This window comes from Vibrio sp. Vb0349 (assembly GCF_033338975.1).
In genome coordinates this window covers 285,417-307,114 of record NZ_JAWOTS010000001.1, presented here as the reverse complement: position 1 = coordinate 307,114, position 21,698 = coordinate 285,417, and the positions used below count along the sequence as shown (strand labels likewise).

The 21,698-nt window shown below is 45.5% G+C and carries 19 protein-coding genes and 1 riboswitch; of the genes, 11 read left to right on the top strand and 8 right to left on the bottom strand.

The features are described 5' to 3' along the window. Positions 1 to 520: 520 nt before the first annotated feature. Positions 521 to 739: a VF530 family DNA-binding protein gene (locus R7Q47_RS01355; RefSeq protein WP_005374929.1), complete on the bottom strand. Its 219-nt coding sequence runs from the start codon at positions 737 to 739 to the stop codon at positions 521 to 523. 132 nt (positions 740 to 871) lie between these two features. Between R7Q47_RS01355 and R7Q47_RS01350 the strand changes: the two genes are divergently transcribed. Next, positions 872 to 1,795 (top strand): LysR family transcriptional regulator, encoded by a 924-nt coding sequence (locus R7Q47_RS01350; RefSeq protein WP_031780900.1) that lies wholly within the window; start codon positions 872 to 874, stop codon positions 1,793 to 1,795. Here the strand turns inward: R7Q47_RS01350 and R7Q47_RS01345 are convergent. Both R7Q47_RS01345 and R7Q47_RS01340 read right to left on the bottom strand, forming a co-directional pair. Then, positions 1,792 to 2,082, bottom strand: a complete 291-nt coding sequence (locus R7Q47_RS01345; protein WP_005374925.1) for a putative quinol monooxygenase — start codon at positions 2,080 to 2,082, stop codon at positions 1,792 to 1,794. The genes R7Q47_RS01350 and R7Q47_RS01345 overlap by 4 nt on opposite strands. Positions 2,083 to 2,151: 69 nt before the next feature. Continuing rightward, positions 2,152 to 2,805: an oxygen-insensitive NAD(P)H-dependent nitroreductase NfsB gene (locus R7Q47_RS01340; protein WP_005384588.1), complete on the bottom strand. Its 654-nt coding sequence runs from the start codon at positions 2,803 to 2,805 to the stop codon at positions 2,152 to 2,154. Between the two features lie 167 nt (positions 2,806 to 2,972). Here R7Q47_RS01340 and R7Q47_RS01335 point away from each other — a divergent pair, with 167 nt between their 5' ends. Both R7Q47_RS01335 and R7Q47_RS01330 read left to right on the top strand, forming a co-directional pair. Further along, a complete protein-coding gene (locus tag R7Q47_RS01335; protein ID WP_005384589.1) occupies positions 2,973 to 4,436 on the top strand; it encodes a helix-turn-helix domain-containing protein in 1,464 nt (487 codons plus the stop codon). A 129-nt stretch (positions 4,437 to 4,565) separates the two neighbouring features. Next, positions 4,566 to 7,223: an alpha-amylase family glycosyl hydrolase gene (locus tag R7Q47_RS01330; protein WP_248486127.1), complete on the top strand. Its 2,658-nt coding sequence runs from the start codon at positions 4,566 to 4,568 to the stop codon at positions 7,221 to 7,223. Positions 7,224 to 7,307: 84 nt separating this feature from the next. Here R7Q47_RS01330 and R7Q47_RS01325 read toward each other — a convergent pair whose 3' ends face one another. Beyond that, positions 7,308 to 8,465, bottom strand: coding sequence for a D-alanyl-D-alanine carboxypeptidase family protein (locus R7Q47_RS01325; RefSeq protein ID WP_248486125.1), 1,158 nt, complete (start codon positions 8,463 to 8,465; stop codon positions 7,308 to 7,310). Positions 8,466 to 8,675: 210 nt separating this feature from the next. Here R7Q47_RS01325 and R7Q47_RS01320 point away from each other — a divergent pair, with 210 nt between their 5' ends. Together R7Q47_RS01320 and R7Q47_RS01315 are read left to right on the top strand one after the other, a co-directional pair. Beyond that, on the top strand, positions 8,676 to 9,971 hold the full coding sequence (locus tag R7Q47_RS01320) for an alpha/beta fold hydrolase (protein ID WP_248486123.1): 1,296 nt from the start codon (positions 8,676 to 8,678) through the stop codon (positions 9,969 to 9,971). A gap of 464 nt (positions 9,972 to 10,435) precedes the next feature. Then, a complete protein-coding gene (locus tag R7Q47_RS01315) occupies positions 10,436 to 11,416 on the top strand; it encodes a rhodanese-related sulfurtransferase (protein ID WP_005374899.1) in 981 nt (326 codons plus the stop codon). A gap of 68 nt (positions 11,417 to 11,484) precedes the next feature. On the opposite strand, the gene R7Q47_RS01310 is transcribed toward R7Q47_RS01315, so the two are convergent. Next, positions 11,485 to 11,790, bottom strand: a complete 306-nt coding sequence (locus tag R7Q47_RS01310; RefSeq protein WP_005374898.1) for a DUF6482 family protein — start codon at positions 11,788 to 11,790, stop codon at positions 11,485 to 11,487. 108 nt (positions 11,791 to 11,898) lie between these two features. Here R7Q47_RS01310 and R7Q47_RS01305 point away from each other — a divergent pair, with 108 nt between their 5' ends. From R7Q47_RS01305 to gbpA, 3 genes are all read left to right on the top strand, one after another. Continuing rightward, positions 11,899 to 13,380 (top strand): cryptochrome/deoxyribodipyrimidine photo-lyase family protein, encoded by a 1,482-nt coding sequence (locus R7Q47_RS01305; RefSeq protein WP_258635377.1) that lies wholly within the window; start codon positions 11,899 to 11,901, stop codon positions 13,378 to 13,380. Between the two features lie 80 nt (positions 13,381 to 13,460). Next, on the top strand, positions 13,461 to 13,961 hold the full coding sequence (locus R7Q47_RS01300) for a fasciclin domain-containing protein (RefSeq protein WP_005384595.1): 501 nt from the start codon (positions 13,461 to 13,463) through the stop codon (positions 13,959 to 13,961). Between the two features lie 272 nt (positions 13,962 to 14,233). Further along, a riboswitch (cyclic di-GMP riboswitch) is annotated at positions 14,234 to 14,334 on the top strand. Positions 14,335 to 14,432: 98 nt separating this feature from the next. Then, the gene (gbpA, locus tag R7Q47_RS01295; RefSeq protein WP_154204037.1) at positions 14,433 to 15,896 is read left to right on the top strand and encodes an N-acetylglucosamine-binding protein GbpA; all 1,464 of its coding nucleotides are present in this window, start codon (positions 14,433 to 14,435) and stop codon (positions 15,894 to 15,896) included. A gap of 52 nt (positions 15,897 to 15,948) precedes the next feature. Here gbpA and R7Q47_RS01290 read toward each other — a convergent pair whose 3' ends face one another. Beyond that, on the bottom strand, positions 15,949 to 16,821 hold the full coding sequence (locus R7Q47_RS01290) for a patatin family protein (protein WP_130545730.1): 873 nt from the start codon (positions 16,819 to 16,821) through the stop codon (positions 15,949 to 15,951). Positions 16,822 to 17,011: 190 nt separating this feature from the next. Next, the gene (locus R7Q47_RS01285; RefSeq protein WP_005374889.1) at positions 17,012 to 17,653 is read right to left on the bottom strand and encodes a MarC family protein; all 642 of its coding nucleotides are present in this window, start codon (positions 17,651 to 17,653) and stop codon (positions 17,012 to 17,014) included. A 194-nt stretch (positions 17,654 to 17,847) separates the two neighbouring features. Between R7Q47_RS01285 and nfsA the strand changes: the two genes are divergently transcribed. Then, positions 17,848 to 18,570, top strand: coding sequence for an oxygen-insensitive NADPH nitroreductase (gene nfsA / locus R7Q47_RS01280; RefSeq protein WP_154204038.1), 723 nt, complete (start codon positions 17,848 to 17,850; stop codon positions 18,568 to 18,570). Positions 18,571 to 18,639: 69 nt separating this feature from the next. Here nfsA and R7Q47_RS01275 read toward each other — a convergent pair whose 3' ends face one another. After that, entirely contained in the window at positions 18,640 to 19,533 is an 894-nt protein-coding gene (locus R7Q47_RS01275) for a hypothetical protein (protein ID WP_047102404.1), read from the bottom strand. A 458-nt stretch (positions 19,534 to 19,991) separates the two neighbouring features. Between R7Q47_RS01275 and R7Q47_RS01270 the strand changes: the two genes are divergently transcribed. Both R7Q47_RS01270 and R7Q47_RS01265 read left to right on the top strand, forming a co-directional pair. Next, the gene (locus R7Q47_RS01270) at positions 19,992 to 21,110 is read left to right on the top strand and encodes a polysaccharide export protein (protein WP_017820139.1); all 1,119 of its coding nucleotides are present in this window, start codon (positions 19,992 to 19,994) and stop codon (positions 21,108 to 21,110) included. Positions 21,111 to 21,239: 129 nt separating this feature from the next. Next, positions 21,240 to 21,680 carry a phosphotyrosine protein phosphatase gene (locus tag R7Q47_RS01265; RefSeq protein WP_085569411.1) on the top strand — a complete coding sequence of 147 codons (441 nt, stop codon included), beginning with the start codon at positions 21,240 to 21,242 and terminating at the stop codon, positions 21,678 to 21,680. Positions 21,681 to 21,698 lie beyond the last annotated feature (18 nt).

Here is a 21,698-nt window from a genome sequence, read left to right as displayed (position 1 = left end):
TTCCAGCCTACGCGATAAGAAAAGCTGCGTCATTCTAGCGAGCCAAAGCGAGACTAAGAATCTACTTGCCGCTTGCTACAGACCATAGAGCCATGAATAAACTCAATACAATCTGAGGGTAGATTCTGAATCACGCTTTAAACATAACAGCAGAGCGACTCTTCTAGCCTACGCGATAAGAAAAGTGGCGTCATTCTAGCGAGCCAAAGCGAGACTAAGAATCTACTTACCGCTTGCTACAGACCATAGAGCCATGAATAAACTCAATACAATCTGAGGGTAAATTCTGAATCACGCTCGTTCCTCTCGGTTCAGAATAACAGTTCGAGTTTGGCTCTGAGCTCTACAAAACCATCTAAAAAGCGATTCCAGATAAGCCTAAGTGACCATCCGAAATCTCGCTTGAGACGCATCAGCAGCGCGACTCTTCCAGCCTACGCGATAAGAAAAGCTGCGTCATTCTAGCGAGCCAAAGCGAGACTAAGAATCTACTTACCGCTTGCTGCAGACCATAGAGCGGTTAGCAGAATGTCTCGATGTACAGCGCTTCCACCTTATCTCTGGCCCATTGCGTTTTGCGCAGGAACTTCAGCGACGATTTGATTGAAGGATCTTTCTTGAAACAGTTCACACGAACGCGCTCATACATGCCATTCCAACCAAAGTGTTCAACTAGTCGGGTGACGATTTTCTCTAAACTCAACCCGTGAAGTGGGTTATTCGGCTGCTGTTGGCTCATGCTATTGATCCGGTAAAGTGAAGTTGCGCGCTAATCTAACTCAAACTCGCCGTGCAACCTAATGTTTTAACCTTGAATTGGCCTACGACTCTCCCCTATAGTAGCCCAAACTTCTTAAAAGCCTTTTTCATTATGAAAGCCCTCAACGACCTCAATATTTTTGTCGAAACCGCGCGCCAAGGCAGCTTTTCAAAAGCCGCTAACAGCATGGACATGACACCTGCCGCCATTAGCGCATCGATTAAGCGTCTTGAAGGGCAAATCGGTTTCCCGTTGTTTGTGCGTTCCACCCGAAGCCTGCGTTTAACCTCAGAGGGCGAACTGTTTTTAGACAAAACCATGCAAGCGTTGGCAACATTGCAAGAGGGGTTGGATCAGATCTCAAGCGCGCGTGGCGAGTTATCTGGTCAGCTGCACATTACTGCACCCTCCGATTTTGGTCGCAATATGTTGCTCGATTGGGTGGATGAGTTCATCGATCTCTACCCAAATGTTTCCATTAAACTAGAGCTGTCCGATAGCTTGACGGATATGTATACCAAGCCTGTCGATATTGCGATTCGCTACGGCGAACCGGCCGACTCCAATCTGGTCGTATTGGCATTGTGTGGGTCAAACGAACGGATATTATGTGCATCGCCAGAGTACGTAGCTACACATCCAGAACTCGCCTCTCCTGCCGATTTAACGCAACACAACTGCTTGTGCTACATGGTCGCGGATTCGGTCTACAACAAATGGACGCTCACTCGTGGCAGCGAGAAAGAACAAATCGTGGTCAGCGGTAACTTGTTGAGCAACGATAGTGACTTGCCACACCGGTTAGCGATCAAAGGCAAAGGCATTGCGAATAAATCATTGATGGACATTAGCCGAGACTTAATCGAGGGAAGATTGGTACGAGTGTTACCAGAGTGGGATTGCGGCCCAGTGCCGCTCTACATGGTATGTGCCGATCGTCGATTATTGACGCCAACGATTCGGACTTTCCGCGACTTTATCCAACAAAAATGCTGCCAGCAACGCGCCAACGTGCTGGCAACCTTCTGTCATTAGGCGATAAATCGAAGAGGACGAATCTGGGTATATTCAACCCAATCATTCTCTTCCAATGTTTCAAGAAACGTCGCCATATGCGGGCTTTGCAAATGCTTATCCAAGGCCTCTTGCGATGCCCAGATTTCTTGGAACATAAATAGGCCATCAACTTTTTCGTCGAGATACAACTCGTATTGGCAACAGCCTTCTTCTTTGCGAGTTGGCTCTAGTAAACCAGCAAGCAAATTCACCACCTGATCCTTACTATCTGGATAGGCTTTCACTTCTGCGACTAAGTGGATCATCGTTTTATCACTCTTTTGCGATTTATATATTGATTACAAGGTTCTACGTCACCTGCAAGTAAGCTCGAATTAGATCTCGGTGAATACGGTTTCTGCGTCCCAGCGAGACTTTGGCGTTTTCGCGTTGAAGTCATCTTCCGCGTGGTAGCCAAGCGGCACGATCACAACACTGGTATAACCTTTTTCACGCAAGCCAAATTCTTCATCCAGCACTTTTGGATCAAACCCTTCAATTGGTACTGCATCGATTTCTAACGTCGAAGCACCCAACAGCAACGTACCCACGTTGAGGTAAACTTGTTTCTCCATCCAATGGTTTGCATCTTTCAGATCAAAACGGTGCATGTTCACAAAGTAGCTACGACCACCGCGTACAGCCGCTTTCGCTTCTTCAGTTGGGAATCGACCATCTTTTTCTTCTTGCACCATTAGCGCTTCAATGTAGTCGTTATCAATGCCTGTTTTCGCACAAAACACCAATACGTGAGAAGCGTTGAGAATCTTCGCCGCGTTAAATGCGTAGTTCTCTTGCGCCGCTTTAGCGATGCGCTGTTTGCCTTCTTCTGTGCTTGCCAGAATGAAATGCCAAGGTTGAGAGTTCACACTCGATGGACTAAAACGAATCAGCTCTTTAACTGCATCGATTTTTTCTTGAGATAGCTTGCGCGTTGGGTCAAACACTTTCGTTGAGTATCGAGATTTTGCAGCTTGTACGATATCCATGAGGTTCTCCAATTAATGAATTTAAGCTGTGTAACAGCATAACCTCATGAGATAAAGGGAAAAACCGATTTCGATTAAAAACATTTTCAAAATAAATTTGAAAATAAAACGATAAGAAAGGCTTTGAGCGTTCTCACTGAACTTCTTCATCTTTTCAGCAATAATGCATGTTTGCTCGCAACCAAACTCAACTCATGCTGCCTCAAGATAACATTATTACATCCTTTCTGTGCAAAAAGCTCGGTCACAATCACCTTCGAATTGCTGGCGAATATTGGCACATTGAGAAGTTGGTGGCCTTGCAATGTATGATGTTGAAAGAAGCGCCTAACCTCCAAGAAGGGCTGCTTTGGTGGAGTAAAAGTGTCTCATTATTCGACCGCCGTTTGTACGTCACATTTCAACATGGTGATGCCCAAATCCATCTGCAAGTAGAATGCAGAACGGGCGATATGCCAAATTGGGCGGAGTCGGTGTTTGGCTTGCTCAGAATGCAGTTGGAGATGCTTGAGCTAAGCGAATCAATACAAGTACAAGTTCAAGCCAGCAATCCATTCGCGGCCGATATTTTTCTAGGGGAAACGCGAGATTCTAAAACGAGTTCAAGCGTGTTTGAACTGGTGAAACATATTTATTTGCTGCTTTCTCACCAGCCAATTGAGCAACCCGAATTGCTGAGTGTTTTGAACGCCTTGTTCATCAAAAACAGCAATTACGCGCTCAAGTTAGAGCAAGCGGCAAGGCAACTGGGCGTCTCCAAACGCACCTTGCAACGTCGACTGCAAGAGAAGCAAATGAGCTACTCTCAATGCGTTGATTTCGCTAAAAGAAAGCAAGCACTCACTTTGCTTGCCGACACCCAACTCACAACGCAGCAAATCGCCTATCAACTTGGTTATGAAGAACCTTCGAACTTTCACCGCACTTTTCGTCGTTGGTATCCGTTTTCACCCATGCAATATCGCCAACAATGTTTGGATAACCGAACTCAACTAAATCAACAACCGATCCGCTTATACTACGCCAAAGCCAATACCTTCGACGATAACCACATCGACCAACCTGTCGGCAAAATCTGGATGGAAGTGGACAATATTGCGTTTGAAAAAGTGGTCTCGGTAGAATGCCGTGACCGTGATGGCGCATGGCGGCGCTACCCCGCCTTCTTCGAGCGTTTTTTAAGTCATGGCACCGAACTCTGGGCAACGACCGAACTTCCGGTAGCGCACCCCCTTACCTTTCGCCTGTGTTATGAAGTCGATGGGGAACGTTACATTGAGAATAACCACCAGCGTGACTATGTGGTTTCTAAGGGGCTTTTAATTGGCGCAACGGAATACATTGTCCCGACTCGGCAGCTTATTAATATTGGGGCGCAATACACGCTCTTTATCGAACTGGCATGCCGACTTGAAAACGTTTCGAGGATTGACTGTTACGTCGATGATGACCCCACACCTCACGCAATGCGCTTGACCCAACACTCGCTACATTATGCTTGTTGGGTGCTGCAATTATCGCTCACTCAAACTGCAAAGCAGTGCCGTTTCCGCCTTTATGATGAATCCGACAACGAGCTCGCGAAAGATCATTACCCGATACAATATCCTATTGTGCAACCGCTCAATTAAAACTGTCGGTCAGATCAAAATCGTCTCTTCGTGACATCATTTCACGTCTTTTTTGGCGTGAAATGACACTCTCAATTTCAAACCTTTGATTTATCGTTTCCGCATTGCTGCATAACGGAGACAAAAACCGTGTTTGAAAACTTACCTAACCCTATGAATAAAATAAAAATACTACCTTTAGCGATCGCCTTAGCTCTTTCTGGCTGTGGTAGCGATGAAACTACGCCAACCGATACAGGAAGCCACGTGGCATCTCCTGATTGGCAAGACCAGATCATTTACTTCTTGATGATCGACCGTTTTAACGACGGCGACAGCGCTCTTAATGATCAAGGGCAAAACGAATTCGATCCGACGTCGGATAAAAAGTTCAGCGGCGGCGACCTCGTTGGCGTGAGTGATAAGTTAAGCTACATCGAAACTCTCGGTGCCACATCGATCTGGATTACTCCGCCAGTTGCTAACCAATGGTGGGATGCTGAGCAAAACTACGGCGGCTACCACGGGTACTGGGCGCGCGATTTTAAAAAAGTGGATGAACACTTTGGTGACATGGAAAGCTACCAAGCGTTAGCACGCGAAGTACATGCGCGTAACATGTTCTTAATTCAGGACATCGTGACCAACCATGTAGGCAACTTCTTTACCTACGACGATCCTTACAGTTATGATCCAAGCCTACCTTGTCAAGGTTTCCGTTTGATAAAAAATGCACTACCCGCCGGGCAAGAACTGCCGTACCCACTCAACATGAACGAGTGTAAAACAGACGGCACAGGCAGCTACCACTGGACGCCAACCATCACCGACCACAACGATCCGGTACAAGAAAAAACCTGGCAGCTCTCTGATTTGGATGACCTTAATACGTCCGATCCTGAAGTACGCGCTTATCTAAAAGAGAGCTACCGAAAATGGATTCGCGAAGTCGGCGTCGACGGATTCCGTATCGATACGGTGAAGTTTGTTGAACACGATTTCTGGAACGATTTCCTACACGCCGACGATGGTGTGATGACGCAAGCGGTTGATACTGGTCGTGACAACTTCCTCACTTTTGGTGAAGTATTCGAAACATCTGCGCCCTACCACACCGAAGGCGAAGAGAAGATGCTGACTTACATCGGTGAAAGTGGCTCGCCGAAACAGCTAACCTCGGTACTGAACTTCCCATTGCAAGCGACCATGACGCGCGTATTTGCATCAGGGCAACCGACCGACTATTTACGTTTCCGTCTTGAGAAAATGATGGACATGTTCCCGAATCCATACATCATGCCGAACTTCATTGATAACCACGATATGCCACGTTTTCTATCGCAAGGCAGTGTCAACGATATGAAGCAAGCTCTGATCACAATGATGGCAGTGCCGGGCATCCCTGTGATTTACCAAGGTACAGAGCAAGCGATGTCAGCGGCGCGTGATGCGATGTTCGCCGGAGGGTATCGTGAAGATGGCAACTACGTAGACTCATTCGACCAAAACAGTGAGATGTACTTGTTTATTCAAGAACTTGCCAAGCTACGCACTGAAAACAAAGTCATGACACGCGGCGAAATGAAAGTGATTGGCAGCGATAAAGCGGGCGCGGGCGTGTTCGCCTTTACTCGAACGTTGGATAACGACGAAGTCTTGGTTGTGATGAATACATCCAACTCGCCGATGTTGATGAACCAACTCGATGTAGAACAAGTTGGCGGCACCGTCTTCCAACAACAAATCATGTCGAACTGGGCAGAAGCTCCACAACAGTTAGTCGCAGATGAAAATGGTCACGTAACCCTTGAATTGCCAGCCAAGTCAGCAGTGATTTACTCAAAAACAAGCAGCAATCAATCTGTAGAGACCCCAGACCTCAATATCCGACTTGCTCAAGATTGGGAAGGACAAACCATCACTGGTGATATTGTTATCGCGGGTAGTGCGAACGCCAACGAGAAGTTGAACCTCGTCGTCGATGGTAACTTGGAAACAGCGCAAACCATTACTGTAGGTGCTGATGGTCAGTTTAGTGTCACGCTGTCGACTCGTCATTTTGCGATTGGCGAGCAACAGCACCGCTTCGCGATTTATTCCACCGAGAAAAAAGCAGGCATCGAGGACGTGAATTTTGTCTCCAACCTAAGCTGGTCAAACACGCCGGACGACACCATTGATGATGCGGGCGATGCACAAGACAGCGTGGGCGGCCCAAACGGCAACTACTCATTACCAACCGATCCAACGTTCGACAAAGACAACAGCCAACTCGCAATCAATAAAGCAGAAGTGTTTACCGTTGGCAGTAACGTACGTTTGACCTTCACTATGGACAAAATCACCGACACTTGGTTACCACCAAACGGCTTCGACCACGTAGGTTTCACCATCTTCATTGATTTACCTGAAGAAGCCGCAACCAACTTGTCTGAGCTACCGAAGATCAACGCTTCTATGCCAAGCGGAACCTGGAGTCGCAATGCGGTTGTTTTTGGCTGGCAAAGCTCGATTTACAACACCAAAGGAGCAAATGCGACGACATGGGGAGAAGCCGTAACGCCAGCACCAACAGTGACAGTAGACAAAACCAACAACACCATTTCAATGGACTTTGCTAGCGATGCACTAGGCCGCCCAGATTCGCTCGATGGTATCCGTTTCTATGTCACGACTTGGGACTTAGACGGTCTTTCAGCAACTTACCGTCCGCTAGAGCAAGACAAAGGCCCTTGGAACTTCTCCGGTGGCGCATCGGATGAAAGTAAGATTTGGGACGATTTACCAATCATCACCTTGTCGGAATAAACCGTTAAAAAAGACACCGCCCAGCGTTTAGCTGGGCGGCCATCAACAAAAGAATGCAGAAAGACACTTCTGCTCGTTTTTATTCTAGTTAAAGAACGATTTCACCCACAGCACCAGACTGTCCCAAAGCTGACCGAACCACGAGCCCTCTTCTACCGCTTGGCTGCTGACCAAGGGATAACTCGCCACTGTACTGTCATCGCTTTTCCAAACGACCTTACCAATCTCATCTCCTTGCGCGATCGGCGCAATCAACGGTTCATTTAACACCACACTCTTATCAAGCCCAGCCGTCATTGAACGAGGTAGAGTGAGATAGGCATCTTTAGCGAAGATCGCTTCAACTTGATTAGCATTTCCCTTCCAAACGCGAACTTTAGACTCAACTTCCCCCTTTTTAGCAACTTGCTTGGTGTCATAAAAGCGAAAACCATAGCTGAGTAGATTCTTCGATTGGCTGATCCTAGCCTGTTTACTTGGCGTACCCATCACCACCGAGATAAGGCGCATTCTTCCTTCTTTGGCCGAGCTCACCAAGCTGTATCCGGCATTGCTGGTGTAGCCGGTTTTGCCCCCGTCGACATCAATGGAATTGTCCCACAACAACTTATTGCGGTTGTACTGCGTAATGTCGTTCCACTTGAAGACTTTCTCGCTGTATAGCGCATACACATCAGGAACATCGCTGATGATCGACTGCATGAGTTTTGCCATATCGGTTGGTGAGGTTTGGATGCCATCACTATCAAGACCATGGGAGTTCACAAAATAGGTGTCTTGCAGTCCTAATTTCTCCGCCCAACCATTCATCAAGGCGACAAAGCCGCGTTCACTACCTGCAACGTGCTCAGCCAGTGCAACGCACGCGTCATTTCCTGATTGGATGATCACGCCGCGCATTAAGTTCGCAACACTAATTTCATCTTTCGGTTTGATGAACATTTTAGAAGAACCGGGAAACTTGGCCGACCACGCGTTTTCGCTCACGGTGACAACATCATCCCATTTCAAACGCCCCGCTTTGATTTCTTGTCCAACTACATAAGCGGTCATCAACTTGGTTAAACTCGCCGGAGCAAGGCCTGCTCGCCCATTATGCTCGGCAATAATGGCACCGGATTGAAAGTCCATTAATACGTAGCCTTTTGCCTGTAACTGAGGTGGGTTGGGCGTAACAACGGCAAAAGTAGGTACGCTTATTAAACAAGTCACAATTGTCCATCGAGCCAGTGACACTTTCATCCGACTTCCTCCATGCTCTTACTTTGTCGCAACTCTATTGAGCATAGCTCACTCAACCAGTTGCACCAGTCGCTAATCGTTTCATTTTCTTGAACTTACATTGATTTGACCAAGGTATAGAACTAAAGAGGCAATTGGGAAATAGCATTGGTTCTTCGCGCCATTCGCAGTAAAGTAGCGCTACCCCTCAATAAGGAAATAAAGATAACAATGAACGCTCAATCATTTATCGACGCAGGATTGCATTACACTCCCCACAGTTTTACCGTTCCTCTGGATTACCAAGACGCGAGCAAAGGCACCATTGAAGTCTTCGCCCGTGCGGTTTGCCTAGTCGGCGATGAAGAATCGACCAAACCTTGGTTGGTTTACTTTCAGGGCGGGCCGGGCTTTCCCTCTCCGCGTCAAAACGGCCATAGCGGCTGGGTAAAGCGCGCGCTGCAAGAGTACCGAGTTTTGCTCCTCGACCAGCGCGGTACGGGCAATAGTTCGGTGATTAATCATCAGACTCTGGCTCATTTCACACCGCAGCAACAAGCAGACTACTTGAGCCACTTCCGCGCAGACAACATTGTTCGTGATGCGGAATACATTCGTGAGCAATTTGGCGTCGAAAAATGGGCGATCTTAGGTCAAAGCTTTGGTGGGTTTTGCTCCCTCACCTATTTGTCTTTGTTCCCAGACAGCTTGCTACAAAGCTACATCACAGGTGGCGTGCCATCAGTCTCGCGTCATGCCGACGATGTGTATGAAGCCACCTTCAAACGCACCATGGAGAAAAACCAAGCGTTCTTCCAACAATTTCCAAGTGCGCAACAACTTTGCCAAAACATTGCGAATCACTTGCTGGAAAATGAAGAGTACCTACCAAATGGTCAACGCTTCACGGTGGAGCAATTTCAACAAATCGGCATCAACTTTGGTGTGAGTGATACTTTCTTGCCGACTTACTATTGGCTAGAAAGCGCGTTGATTGAAGTGGACGGCAAACCACAACTTCGCTATGAGTTCTTGAACGATATGTTGGCGCAGCAAAACTTCCAAACCAACCCGATCTACGCCATTTTGCATGAATCGATATACTGCCAAGGCTTTGCGTCGAATTGGAGTGCGCACCGTGTTCGCCAAACCCGACCAGAGTTTAATTATGAACCTGGCCAGCCATTTTACTTTACGGGGGAAATGGTCTTCCCGTGGATGTTCGACCAATACGTCAACCTCAAACCACTAAAAGACGCCGCAGAAATATTAGCCGCGAAAGAAGATTGGGCTGCGCTGTACGATCAAACACAATTGGCTCAAAACAAAGTGCCTGTCAGTTGCGCCGTTTACGCCGATGATATGTTTGTTGAAATGGATATCAGCCGAGAGACGCTCGCGTTTATACCAAACTCAAAAGCGTGGATCACCAATGAGTACGAGCACAACGGTTTACGTGCCGACGGTAAACGTATTCTCGACAGGCTCATTGCCATGGGAAAACAGACCGCAGCTACGTTGAAATAAGCACGGCAGACGTTAGAAAAACGCCTTTTCAGTATGTGGTGAAAAGGCGTTTTATAGCGGTTTATGAACAATGGCGATCAGTCATTCACTCTTTGTCCCTAAACCTTTATCCCTCACCACCTCATGTATAAAACTGCGACATGTCCTTTCCTTGTCAATGACTCCGGTGATTATTTGGTGCTTCTTGCGCCTAACTTTTTTGAAGGGCCTAAAACAGAATAACAGCATAAATTTAAGCCAAAAGTATCGGCTCCAACCTACCTAACTCACTATAATTAATGCTTATAATTTGAACACATAGCGGCTTCACCTGCGGACATGCTCCCCCTATCAAAGACCGCCAGGCCCCGCCTACTCATAATATCCGTATAATTTGTCCGTATTTCCGACTAGTTTAGTCAGGTATACTTCGTGCCGCTAAAATTTTAAGGTCGTTGACCACCTGTATTTTTAAAGGAAACCTCATGAGTCAGTATGTAGTTTGTGCGCTGTACAAGTTTGTTGAGCTGAATAACTATCAAGAGCTACGCGAGCCATTACTTGCGTTGATGGAAAAACACCATATTCGCGGAACATTACTACTGGCAAGTGAAGGTATCAACGGTACTGTTGCATCTGATCGTGCAGGTATTGATACGCTACTGGAATGGCTAAACAACGAACCTCGTTTGACTGGCACCGTATACAAAGAGTCGTATTCTGAGACCCAGCCATTCAATCGCACCAAAGTGAAACTGAAAAAAGAGATCGTAACATTAGGTGTTGAAGGTATAGACCCTCGCCACGTAGTGGGTACTTACGTGAAACCTCAAGAGTGGAACGATCTTATTGCTGATCCTGAAGTGTTTGTTGTCGATACACGTAATGATTACGAAATCGAGATCGGGACATTCAAAGGCGCTGTAAACCCAAATACTGAAACCTTTCGTGAATTCCCAGACTATGTAAAAGAAAACATGGACCCGGCAAAACACAAGAAAGTTGCGATGTTCTGTACCGGTGGTATCCGCTGCGAAAAATCAACGGCTTACATGAAAGAACAGGGCTTTGATGAGGTCTACCACCTAGAAGGCGGCATTCTTAAATATCTTGAAGAAGTTCCTCAAGAAGAGAGCATGTGGGAAGGCGATTGTTACGTATTTGACGGTCGTGTTGCCGTGAACCACCAGCTAGAAAAAGCAGATTACGATTTATGTAACGCTTGTCGTCTACCAATCACTGAAGAAGACAAACAGTCAGAATTGTTCGAGCAAGGCGTGAGCTGTCCAAAATGTCACGGCACACACTCAGAAGAACAAATTGCTCGATTCCGCGAGCGTGAAAAACAAGTTGTTCTTGCAGAGCAGCGAGGCGAGCAGCATGTTGGTGGTGAAAGTGCCAAGCAAAGAGAAGCCCGACGTGCCGCTAAGTACGCGCAAAAAGAAGCGCAGCGTAAACAAGACTAAGCCCAACTCTCCTTATATTTAGCGAGCTGCCGTAAGGTGGCTCGCTTTTACTACGCACCAATACTCTTTCAATACAATTTTGTATCCCTCACCAATACCTCTAGTTGATTGTCTCTTTTGCCTTCGGGTAGCCCCACCATTTCATCATAAGCACTTTGATGCACTAGAACCTGCTTATTTGCTTTGATATTCCTGCACTTCTTTTGCATCTCGATCAGGGAATGAGCCCTCAAAAAGATACCGTTGTCATCAGTGATAAATTGCGCTTCTCCATCAATCACGACAGATGCCTGGTACAATGCGAGATCAAGCGAATGAATGACCAATTTGTCTACATAGAAGTATTTTTGTAACTTACTCAATGGTATTGCCATGTGTCACCTCCCTGAAAGTTACCTCTACGTTTTGTAGAATAAAACCGATCATTGGATGAGATTTCTTCGGTTTACTTGCGTACAACATCGGAAACAAAGAGGATTCCGATGCAAACAATCAATGTCGTGTGGTTAAAGCGAGATTTAAGGCTGACTGACCATCAACCACTAACTCAAGCATTATCAACAAAGCACCCAACTGTGCTTTTGTATATTGTTGAACCATTGCTATTGAACAACCCACACTATTCTGAGCGCCACTGGCGATTTGTTTGGCAATCACTGCAAGACATGGATGAAACGCTCAAAGCGTATGGGCATCGAATCACGGTGCTGTTTGACGATGCCTTAGCATGTTTCCAATCAATTCAAGCGCAATATCAAATCAACGCTGTTTTTTCTCACCAAGAAATAGGACTCAACTGCACCTTTGAACGAGACCGACAAGTTGCCGCTTGGCTGTATGAGCAGAACATCGACTGGTTTGAATTCGAACACGGTGCTGTAATCAGAGGTGCAATAAACCGGCAAGGTTGGGACAAACATTGGGACTCTGTCATGAGAGCCTCAATAAGCCCTATTGAGCTCCAAACCGACTTATTGCATTCATTGGATGCAGAAGCTCTCGGCTGTTCGTTTTCGCCACCATCATCCTGGCTATCAAAATGCAAAGGAATGCAAACGGGAGGAAGCCGGCTCGCTTGGAAAACACTAGAGGACTTTTTCCATCGTCGAGGTCGTGATTACTATCGAAGCATTTCTAGTCCCACAGCCTCACGCACAGCCTGTACTCGACTTTCTCCATATCTCGCTTGGGGTAACATATCCTTGCGTGAAGTTTATCAATACCTTTTGAAACACTGGCAAGTCGCTGGGTTTCGTCGCAGCTTAATTGCATTGTCTTCACGGCTTCATTGGCACTGTCACTTCATCCAAAAATTCGAATCGGAATACGACATGGAGTTTTACTGCGTTAATCGGGCTTACGAACCATTGATTAAACAAAGTAGTACTTTCGATGAAGAAAAGTTAGCAGCATGGAAATCCGGGCATACTGGCGTACCTTTGATTGATGCCTGCATGCGCTGTTTGCACCACACTGGTTACATTAACTTTCGCATGCGTGCCATGCTGGTTAGCTTTCTTACTCACCACATGAACATGGATTGGCGAGTAGGTGTAACGCATTTAGCGCAACTATTTCTCGACTTTGAGCCTGGAATTCATTACCCACAATTCCAAATGCAAGCAGGAGTAACCGGGACTAACACAATCCGTATTTATAATCCGATCAAGCAAGCCCAAGAACATGATCCTAACGGTACGTTCATCTACAAGTGGGTGCCTGAGTTACAAATGGTTCCTCCCCCTCTTTTATTCGAGCCCTGGACAATGACCCAGATGGAAGCTGTCATGTATCAGTTGCAGCCAGATAGCCGTTACCTTGCACCTATTATCGCACCAGACAACACAGCTAAGGCAGCAAGAGAGCGCTTATGGGCGTGGCGGAAACGAGCCGATGTGAAACAAGAAGGCAGACGAATTCTTGCGCGACATGTTAGGCCCTCAAAAGAAAGTAGGACGCGATGATCATCTTTCAATCACGATGCGTACAAATGCAAACACACTCAAGGGAACCCGCTGTACCCTCAACTAGTAAGGAACACACTATGTTCAAACGTATCTTAGTTATCGCGGCGACACTGATGGCGACATTATCTTTTATGCTTCCCGTCAAGGCTCATGAGCATGGCATGATGAAAGCCGATATTGTCGACGTTGCCGCTGAAAACGGCTCTTTCAATACGCTTGTTGCTGCGGTGAAAGCAGCGGGCTTGGTTGACACTCTCAAAGGGGAAGGCCCATTTACTGTTTTTGCACCAACGGATGACGCTTTTGCAAAACTGCCAGACGGCACAGTCGACATGCTCTTAATGCCGGAAAACAAAGACAAGTTAGTATCTGTTTTGACTTATCACGTCGTCCCAGGGAAAGTGATGGCTGCCGATGTTGTTAAGCTAGACAAAGCGACTACGGTTCAGGGGCAAGATGTGATGATTAAAACCATGGGCGATAAAGTCATGGTTAACGATGCAAATGTCATTGCAACCGATGTGAAAGCTAAAAACGGTGTCATTCACGTGATTGATACTGTCATCATGCCGAAATAACACCATTCAAAGGGCGGGACACTCCGCCCTTTAGACAGAACTTCTTCCACCCTTAGCACGATTCCTCTCCACTTATCCCCAACAAACCTCCATTCATTCACTGTGGCTATAAAAAAGATAAAAACAAAATTAAAATCAATATCTTGCAAAACGATACTGCATAATATTGACGAGGTTAAGATATCATTATCTTTCAATTTGAGAACAGGATTCCATGTCAGTGACGTTTACTTTTCCACATGTAAATTCTTAAGCTAAATTTTGGCTGCTCAATCACATTTCGGCAAACCATTCGAAAGGGTGGGACGCAAAGCTTCCGGTCTGTCAGCATTTAAAAATCTAAAAGAATGCTCATGATAGCGGGGTTACCATGACGCAGTGTTACAGAAGTCCAATTTCTGTAGCGTTGCTTTATGCTCAGCATGTGCCGGGGTGTGACACTAGTTTGTCAGCCATAACAGAGGACATGTGATGAAATCATTTCCAACCAAATCCGTACTCGCGTTAGCACTTGCAAGCATTAGCTCAGGTGCTGCGGCTCACGGTTATGTATCAGAAACCAATGGTGGTGTCGCTGCAAGTCGCTCGGCACTATGTAAGTATCCAACGCCAGATACTAACGAAAAAAATAATAACTGCGGTGCGATTCAATATGAACCGCAAAGCGTTGAAGGCCCTGATGGCTTTCCCGAAACAGGGCCTCGCGATGGTAAAATAGCGAGTGCCGAAACCGCTTTAGCAGCTGCCCTTGATGAGCAAACTGCCGACCGCTGGGTAAGACGCCCTATTCAAGCAGGTACACAAACTTTTGAATGGACATTTACCGCTAACCACGTGACGCGCGACTGGAAATATTACATCACCAAGCCTGATTGGAACCCAAACGCTTCACTATCACGAGACTCTTTTGATCTAACTCCTTTCTGTGTCGTCGACGGCAATATGGTTCAACCCCCGAAACAGGTAAGCCATCAATGTAATGTGCCTACTCGCGAGGGATACCATGTCATCCTGGCAGTATGGGATGTTGGCGACACTGCCGCCTCATTTTATAACGTGATCGATGTGAAATTTGATGGTGACAGTCCCGTTATTCCAGATTGGAAGCAAGGCGGTCAAATTATTCCTACAATGGATTTAAATATTGGGGATTCGGTTTATACACGCGTATTTGATCAAGCAGGTGAAAACGTGGCGTATAGAACTGAACTAGAAATTACCGATGCAGCAATGGGCCAAGCGAAAAACTGGTCTTACGCACTCGCGACTAAGCTAAACCAAGAACAAGCAAAACTGCAAGCCGGGCAGTATGCAGAGGATGAATTCACTCCTGTTTATGGTACTAATCCGGTGTATCTGCAAGCAAATAGCGGCCTTGAGCGAGTAGAGATCGGCTATAACATTGAAACTCCTGTCCCAGAATACTCACTCACAGTAGATGGCTTAGCAGACGAGTATATCATTGAGTCAACACCGACAACGTTGGATCTGACACTAACTGCTGAAGGCGATTTAAATGCAGAACTCACCGTTTACAATCACCATCGCGAACCACTTGCAAGTTGGGCAAACGAAATGAAAGACGGCTCGGTAGAGGCGATATCGCTCGCTTTAAGTAAATCAGAGCCGGGTCACCATATGCTCGTGACACGTATTAAGGACAAAGATGGCAACTTGGTGGATCAGCAAACACTCGACTTTCACTTAAAAGAAGAGTCAGTTACTCCACCACCATCTGGTGAGTACGATTTTGTCTTCCCTGAAGGACTATCTAGCTACACTGCGGGCACGAAAGTGCTTGCCAGAGACGGGGGCATTTATCAATGTAAACCTTTCCCATACTCTGGTTACTGTATGCAGTGGAAAGAAAGCGCAAACCATTACGAGCCTGGAATAGGTTCACACTGGGAGATGGCTTGGGATAAAGTCAACTAAATCACCCTTTGAACGTTACGCAAAAGAGCCTCACTATGAGGCTCTTTTATAATCAAACGCAAAAATGACAATTTTCCCGGTCTAAACCATAAACACCGGATAAACTAGAGAGATGCGCTCGCCCCTCAATCAGCCCCATTTCATACCCTTCTAGTAAAACGGATTGTCGCATTGATAAGCGCTGAACATGAAAATTATCTGGTGGGGCAATTACCCTAACATGTGTTCCTGGTGGAGGGTTACGAATAAACTCCAATGATTGATTATAGTTATCTGCACGTCTTAACATCGCATCCGCCATTTTGGGGTGCTCCGCAAAAAGTTTCTTCATCAGCCATGTGGTCTTAACTGGCTTTTTGGCATAATTCAGTGGGTGAGAGAGTACTACGGTTATGTCGCGAGCCCCTCGACGATAAGCCTCACGCACTGGGATAGAATCAGCGACCCCACCATCGGTATAACAACCGCCAGAAAAACAAGGGGTATGCTTGTAGGCAATCGGTAATGCTGTTGTCGCTTCAATCGCATGGTGAAAATTATCACGTGTCACACGGTAATAATCTGCCTGCCCTGTATCTACATTTGTTGTCGCTGCGAGAAAAGGAACGCCATTAAACAGTTTATTTTCATCGACGGGATACAAGCGATTAGATTCTTCAAACAACCACTTCACATCGATGAGGTCCCCACCTTTAACGAAGCGAGTCGGGTCAAAAAAGCGTTTGCTTGTGGCCAGCTTAGTAATGACGTTAATACTGCGATGCGGGTAGTCGGTCAAATACCCAATCAAATTTGATGCACCAGCAGATACACCGATTGCAAAATCAAACGGTTTATAACTCTGCTCTAAAAACGCATCTAACACTCCGCTTGCGAAGACGCCTCGCATCGCGCCACCTTCTACTACAATTGCTTTTGTTGCCATATTTCCCCCATTCTCCTTGCCAAAAGAGTAATGAAATTCGTGCAATCACAACAATTGAATATTCTTATTATTGAAATAGGTGAAGTCTATTTATTTCTCTCTTAGAAAATGAAAACTAAAGTTCAAAAAATCCGTACCCGTTAGAAATGTAATTGCGGGCTTAACCAAGGTGGCAAGGTCTAAGAGAAATCTAGGAGAAAACCGTTTTATAAGCTTCGCCCGCGCCATCAATGAACATTTGAGTACCAATAACCGCTAGAATTAAGCCCATCATTTTAGTCACAACATTTAGAGCACTTGGTCCAACCGCTTTGACCAATTTGTCTCCAAATAAAAACAGTACATAGGTGATCACACAGAGGACAGCGAAAGAAACGATAGTAATAATGGTTTGATCGAAACCACCCGCTGTCGCAAAGTTCATCGCGGTAGCAATCGTTCCAGGCCCAGCTAATATTGGCATCGCCAGTGGAGACACTGCAATACTCAATGCCGCCCGTTGCTGAGCTGGTGAATACGCCTTCTCTTTGGTTTTCTGATGCGTCGAATCACCTTGAAGCATGTTAAAACCTATCAAAAACACCAAAATACCGCCTGTTATTCGCAATGCATAAAGCGTGATACCAAACAAATCAAAAATTAACTTACCGGCAATAGAAAATATCGCGATGATAATAAATGCAATAAAAACCGAGCGAAGCGCAATGGAACGGATGGTTTCTTTATCTTCATCAGCAGTTAAACTCAAAAAGATGGGAATATTGGCGATAGGGTTCATGATGGCAAAGAAGCCCATAAACACCGTAACTGTATGAACAATGAGTTCTTTCATATTTTCCACTGCATTTAAATTATTGATTCTAAAAACAGTATATACGCTCTCAAACAGAACGAGTGGTGTATTCTCGATTCGTCTTCACACTTATGCACCAAGCATTGTTTTTCTTTTGAGATAGTTTACCGACTCATCAAATGTCGCTAAGGTGAGTCTTCAGCCTTTAACGTAACAGGGGATGTTAAGTCACCATGAACAGCACGATTCAAACAATTCTCAATCACCGCTCAATTCGAAAATTCACCTCACAACCGATTGAGAGTGAACAATTAGATGCCATTCTTCAAGCCGGCCTTGCGGCGTCCTCATCAAGCATGTTGCAAGTCGTTTCAATTATCCGCGTGACCAACAAAGAAAAACGTACGCTATTAGCTCAATATGCCGGAAATCAAGGGTACGTAGAAAGCGCGGCTGAGTTTTTGGTGTTTTGCATTGATTACCAACGCCACGCCAGTATCAACCCAGATGTTCAAGCTGATTTTACCGAGTTAACGCTAATAGGCGCTGTAGACTCGGGCATCATGGCACAAAATTGCTTGCTTGCGGCGGAGTCGATGGGACTAGGAGGTGTGTATATTGGTGGTTTACGAAACAATGCCCAAAAAGTAGACGAATTATTAGGTTTACCTAAAAATACCGCCATTTTATTTGGTATGTGTCTTGGTCATCCAGATCAAGCCCCTGAAGTAAAACCTCGCCTACCTAAGCATGTCGTGGTGCATGAAAATCAGTATCAAGACCTAAGCTTGGATGATATTCAGACGTATGACCAAACTATGCAAAACTACTATGCAAACCGTTCGAGCAATCAAAAACAGAGTACTTGGTCGCAAGAAGTCACCAGTAAACTGGCTGGGGAATCACGTCCGCACATCCTGCCTTACTTAAACAGAAAAGGGCTCACTAAAAGGTGATGACTACAATACGATAGGATCAAAAAAGGCCTCTGAAGAGGCCTTTAGAATTTATCAGCAAAAACTTGCTTAGTTACCGCCTGAACCGCCTGATGGTGGAGCAACCGGATCAACTGGCTTACCAGGCTTCGCATCTGGAACTGGTGGAACGGTAGGTTTGATTTGGTCTACAGGCTTACCTGCAGCAATGTCTTTTTCAACCTGCTCAACAACGTTCTTCGTATCTTCTTCAGAGATTTCTACGTAAATCACTTCTTCAGAATCCGCGCCTGCTTTAGGGTAATGCGGGTATTTCGCAATCACTTCTTCTGCCATTGATTTTGCAGCTACAGCTACGGCTTCAGGTGCAGCTGTTGGGTTCGCTTTAATGATATCAGACACGATATTTGCCGTAGCAACTAGCTTCGTAGCAAGTTCGCTATTGCCGCCTTCACTTTGAAGGTTAGCAACTACAGACTCTGTATCACGAAGGATTTCGTCAACTGTTTTACCACTTGCATTGATATCGATACCTAAATTGGCAAATACTTTTTCAGCAGTATCTGATGAGTATACCTCTCCGTCATCTAGAGAGTTAGCTACCAACGTTGTAAATGGAGAACCTGTAACTAAAGAGTCAGCTTGGGCAAGACCTTTAGGAATCTTGTAATCAGACGTAATAGGTTTTCCGTTAGATGCATCTACACTCTTATCAGTATGCTTCAATGTGAAAGTACATTCACCTGGTGCACTCACTACGTCGATATGGCTGATGCGAGCTTTACCAACCATGCCTTCATAGTTTGTTGTTAGCTCATCAGCCTGACCTTTTAAGTCTCCACCACAGTCATAAGATACTTCCATGCCGATAACAGCTGGGTCATAAGCCTGTACTGAGTATGTTTTTACCTCAGGATCGCTGTCACTACCACAACCTGCTAGTAGAACAGCAGCCACACTTGCCGTTAAAAGTTTGATTTTCAAAATTAGCTCCAATATTTGTTGTTATATCCGACCGCAACACGAAGCATAACGGCAGTTGCATATAGTGTAAATAGGATGCATACAACTTTGGCATGAGTTTTTTCACATTACTGCCTGTTTGCTTGTGCAAAATCATGCATTCATCTCAATAACGCTAAATAGACACAATTTTGTCATGTATTCGTCAGTATTTTTTCGAGTAACTTGTTGCCTTTATTGCAACCAGATGGATAATAGTTGACTATTTTTTGTGGGTCGGATTTTCACACCTTCATTAATAAAACTAAGAGCTCTAAGTCGCTAGCAGCCATTTGGAGTGTTTATTACACAAATAATTCTGAATGGACTCGCTTTCTAAAGGCTTAAAACTGCAGTAAATCGTCAATATTGATGAAACGCAGTTCAATTAGAATGAATCAATTTCAGTCGGCAAACTTTCTTTCGGTAGTTATAAACCAATGAACACATTTAATAAATTTTTGGGGATATCAGTACTTCCAATCCTTCTTACAGGGTGTACTTTGCCTGGTAGCCACCTTTCGGTCAGTGACAAAACAGTCATGAGCACTGAATCGAGTGATATAGAGTCTCAGGTTACCGTTTATCCCTTAACTTTGGAGCGCGTAACGTCTTTAAATTCAGTGGACCCTTTTTCAAAACCAAACCCAGAGTTAGATATTGAAATCGCAAAATATGAATACGAAGTAGGACCTGGCGATATCTTAAACATCACTATTTGGGATCACCCAGAGCTAACGATCCCAGCGGGCTCATACCGAAGCTCAGCCGAAGCGGGTAACTGGGTGCATTCGGATGGCACGATCTTCTACCCTTACATCGGTGTCGTACATGTTGAAGGCAAAAACGTACGTCAGATTCGCGCAGACATTGCAAGCCGCCTTGCAAAATACATTGAGAGCCCACAGGTCGATGTAAGCGTTGCGGCATTTCGCTCTAAAAAGACTTATGTAACTGGCGAAGTTAACAAGCCAGGACAACAACCAATTACAAACATCCCCCTTACACTTCTAGATGCTGTGAATAGAGCTGGCGGACTGGCTGCCGAGGCTGATTGGCGTAATGCGACACTGACACGCAATGGCGTTGTTGAAAATGTCTCTTTGTATGCTCTGATGCAACAAGGCGATTTAACTCAAAACCGCCTTCTAAAGCCTGGCGATATTGTTCATATTCCTCGTAACGATGCGCAAAAAGTATTTGTTATGGGCGAGGTTAACGATCCGAAATTACTCAAAATTGATCGTAGCGGCATGAGCCTTACTGAGGCTCTTAGCAGCGTTGGTGGTATCAGTGAAATCTCCGCAGATGCTACCGGTGTGTTTGTCATCAGACGTTCAAAAGAAGAAGCTAAAATGGCGGACATTTATCAGCTAGATGTTTCTGACGCTTCTGCTTTGGTGATTGGTACTGAGTTTGATCTCAACCCTTACGACATAGTCTATGTGACGGCTGCACCTGTTAGTCGTTGGAATCGTGTGATTGCTCAGCTCGTTCCAACCATTTCCGGCTTTAATGAACTAACTGAAGGTGTACTACGAGTACGCACTTGGCCGTAAAACAACGTGCCGCAAGAAAATTATCTCTTGCGGCACGTAATCGATAGCTACTCAGCTCAATTGCGCAATATATAGAAGCCAGCAATTCAGTTGAGATCATAAGCATACAACTTAAAGTAGGGTAAGCATTTGTTTTCTAATATTCTTGTCGTCTGTGTCGGTAATATTTGCCGCTCTCCAACAGGAGAGCGGCTTTTGCAGTCTTTACTACCAAACAAACATGTCGCATCAGCAGGAATCGCAGTAGATAAGAGCCATCTAACGGGAAAAGCTGCTGACGAGATGGCAACCACTATCGCGAACGAACATGGCGTAAGCTTAGATGGACACGAAGCACGACAATTAACACCTGAGCTTTGCGCTCAATACGATCTGATATTGGTTATGGAAAAAGGTCATTTAGAAGCCTTAACCAAAATCGCTCCTGAGGCACGAGGTAAAACGATGCTGTTTGGACAGTGGATAAATGAAAAAAACATCCCTGATCCATACAGACAAAGTAGAGAAGCTTTCGAACATGCATATACGCTTATAGAAAAAGCAGCAAAAGCGTGGTCTCAAAAACTATAAGCCGCAAGGCTAAATAAA

Excerpts from the sequence above, each read along its gene's own strand:
- R7Q47_RS01355 (WP_005374929.1), bottom strand. The coding sequence starts at position 739 with ATGAGCCAACAGCAGCCGAATAACCCACTTCACGGGTTGAGTTTAGAG.
- R7Q47_RS01350 (WP_031780900.1), top strand. The coding sequence starts at position 872 with ATGAAAGCCCTCAACGACCTCAATATTTTTGTCGAAACCGCGCGCCAA.
- R7Q47_RS01345 (WP_005374925.1), bottom strand. The coding sequence starts at position 2,082 with ATGATCCACTTAGTCGCAGAAGTGAAAGCCTATCCAGATAGTAAGGAT.
- R7Q47_RS01340 (WP_005384588.1), bottom strand. The coding sequence starts at position 2,805 with ATGGATATCGTACAAGCTGCAAAATCTCGATACTCAACGAAAGTGTTT.
- R7Q47_RS01335 (WP_005384589.1), top strand. The coding sequence starts at position 2,973 with ATGTTTGCTCGCAACCAAACTCAACTCATGCTGCCTCAAGATAACATT.
- R7Q47_RS01325 (WP_248486125.1), bottom strand. The coding sequence starts at position 8,465 with ATGAAAGTGTCACTGGCTCGATGGACAATTGTGACTTGTTTAATAAGC.
- R7Q47_RS01320 (WP_248486123.1), top strand. The coding sequence starts at position 8,676 with ATGAACGCTCAATCATTTATCGACGCAGGATTGCATTACACTCCCCAC.
- R7Q47_RS01315 (WP_005374899.1), top strand. The coding sequence starts at position 10,436 with ATGAGTCAGTATGTAGTTTGTGCGCTGTACAAGTTTGTTGAGCTGAAT.
- R7Q47_RS01310 (WP_005374898.1), bottom strand. The coding sequence starts at position 11,790 with ATGGCAATACCATTGAGTAAGTTACAAAAATACTTCTATGTAGACAAA.
- R7Q47_RS01305 (WP_258635377.1), top strand. The coding sequence starts at position 11,899 with ATGCAAACAATCAATGTCGTGTGGTTAAAGCGAGATTTAAGGCTGACT.
- R7Q47_RS01300 (WP_005384595.1), top strand. The coding sequence starts at position 13,461 with ATGTTCAAACGTATCTTAGTTATCGCGGCGACACTGATGGCGACATTA.
- gbpA (WP_154204037.1), top strand. The coding sequence starts at position 14,433 with ATGAAATCATTTCCAACCAAATCCGTACTCGCGTTAGCACTTGCAAGC.
- R7Q47_RS01290 (WP_130545730.1), bottom strand. The coding sequence starts at position 16,821 with ATGGCAACAAAAGCAATTGTAGTAGAAGGTGGCGCGATGCGAGGCGTC.
- R7Q47_RS01285 (WP_005374889.1), bottom strand. The coding sequence starts at position 17,653 with ATGAAAGAACTCATTGTTCATACAGTTACGGTGTTTATGGGCTTCTTT.
- nfsA (WP_154204038.1), top strand. The coding sequence starts at position 17,848 with ATGAACAGCACGATTCAAACAATTCTCAATCACCGCTCAATTCGAAAA.
- R7Q47_RS01270 (WP_017820139.1), top strand. The coding sequence starts at position 19,992 with ATGAACACATTTAATAAATTTTTGGGGATATCAGTACTTCCAATCCTT.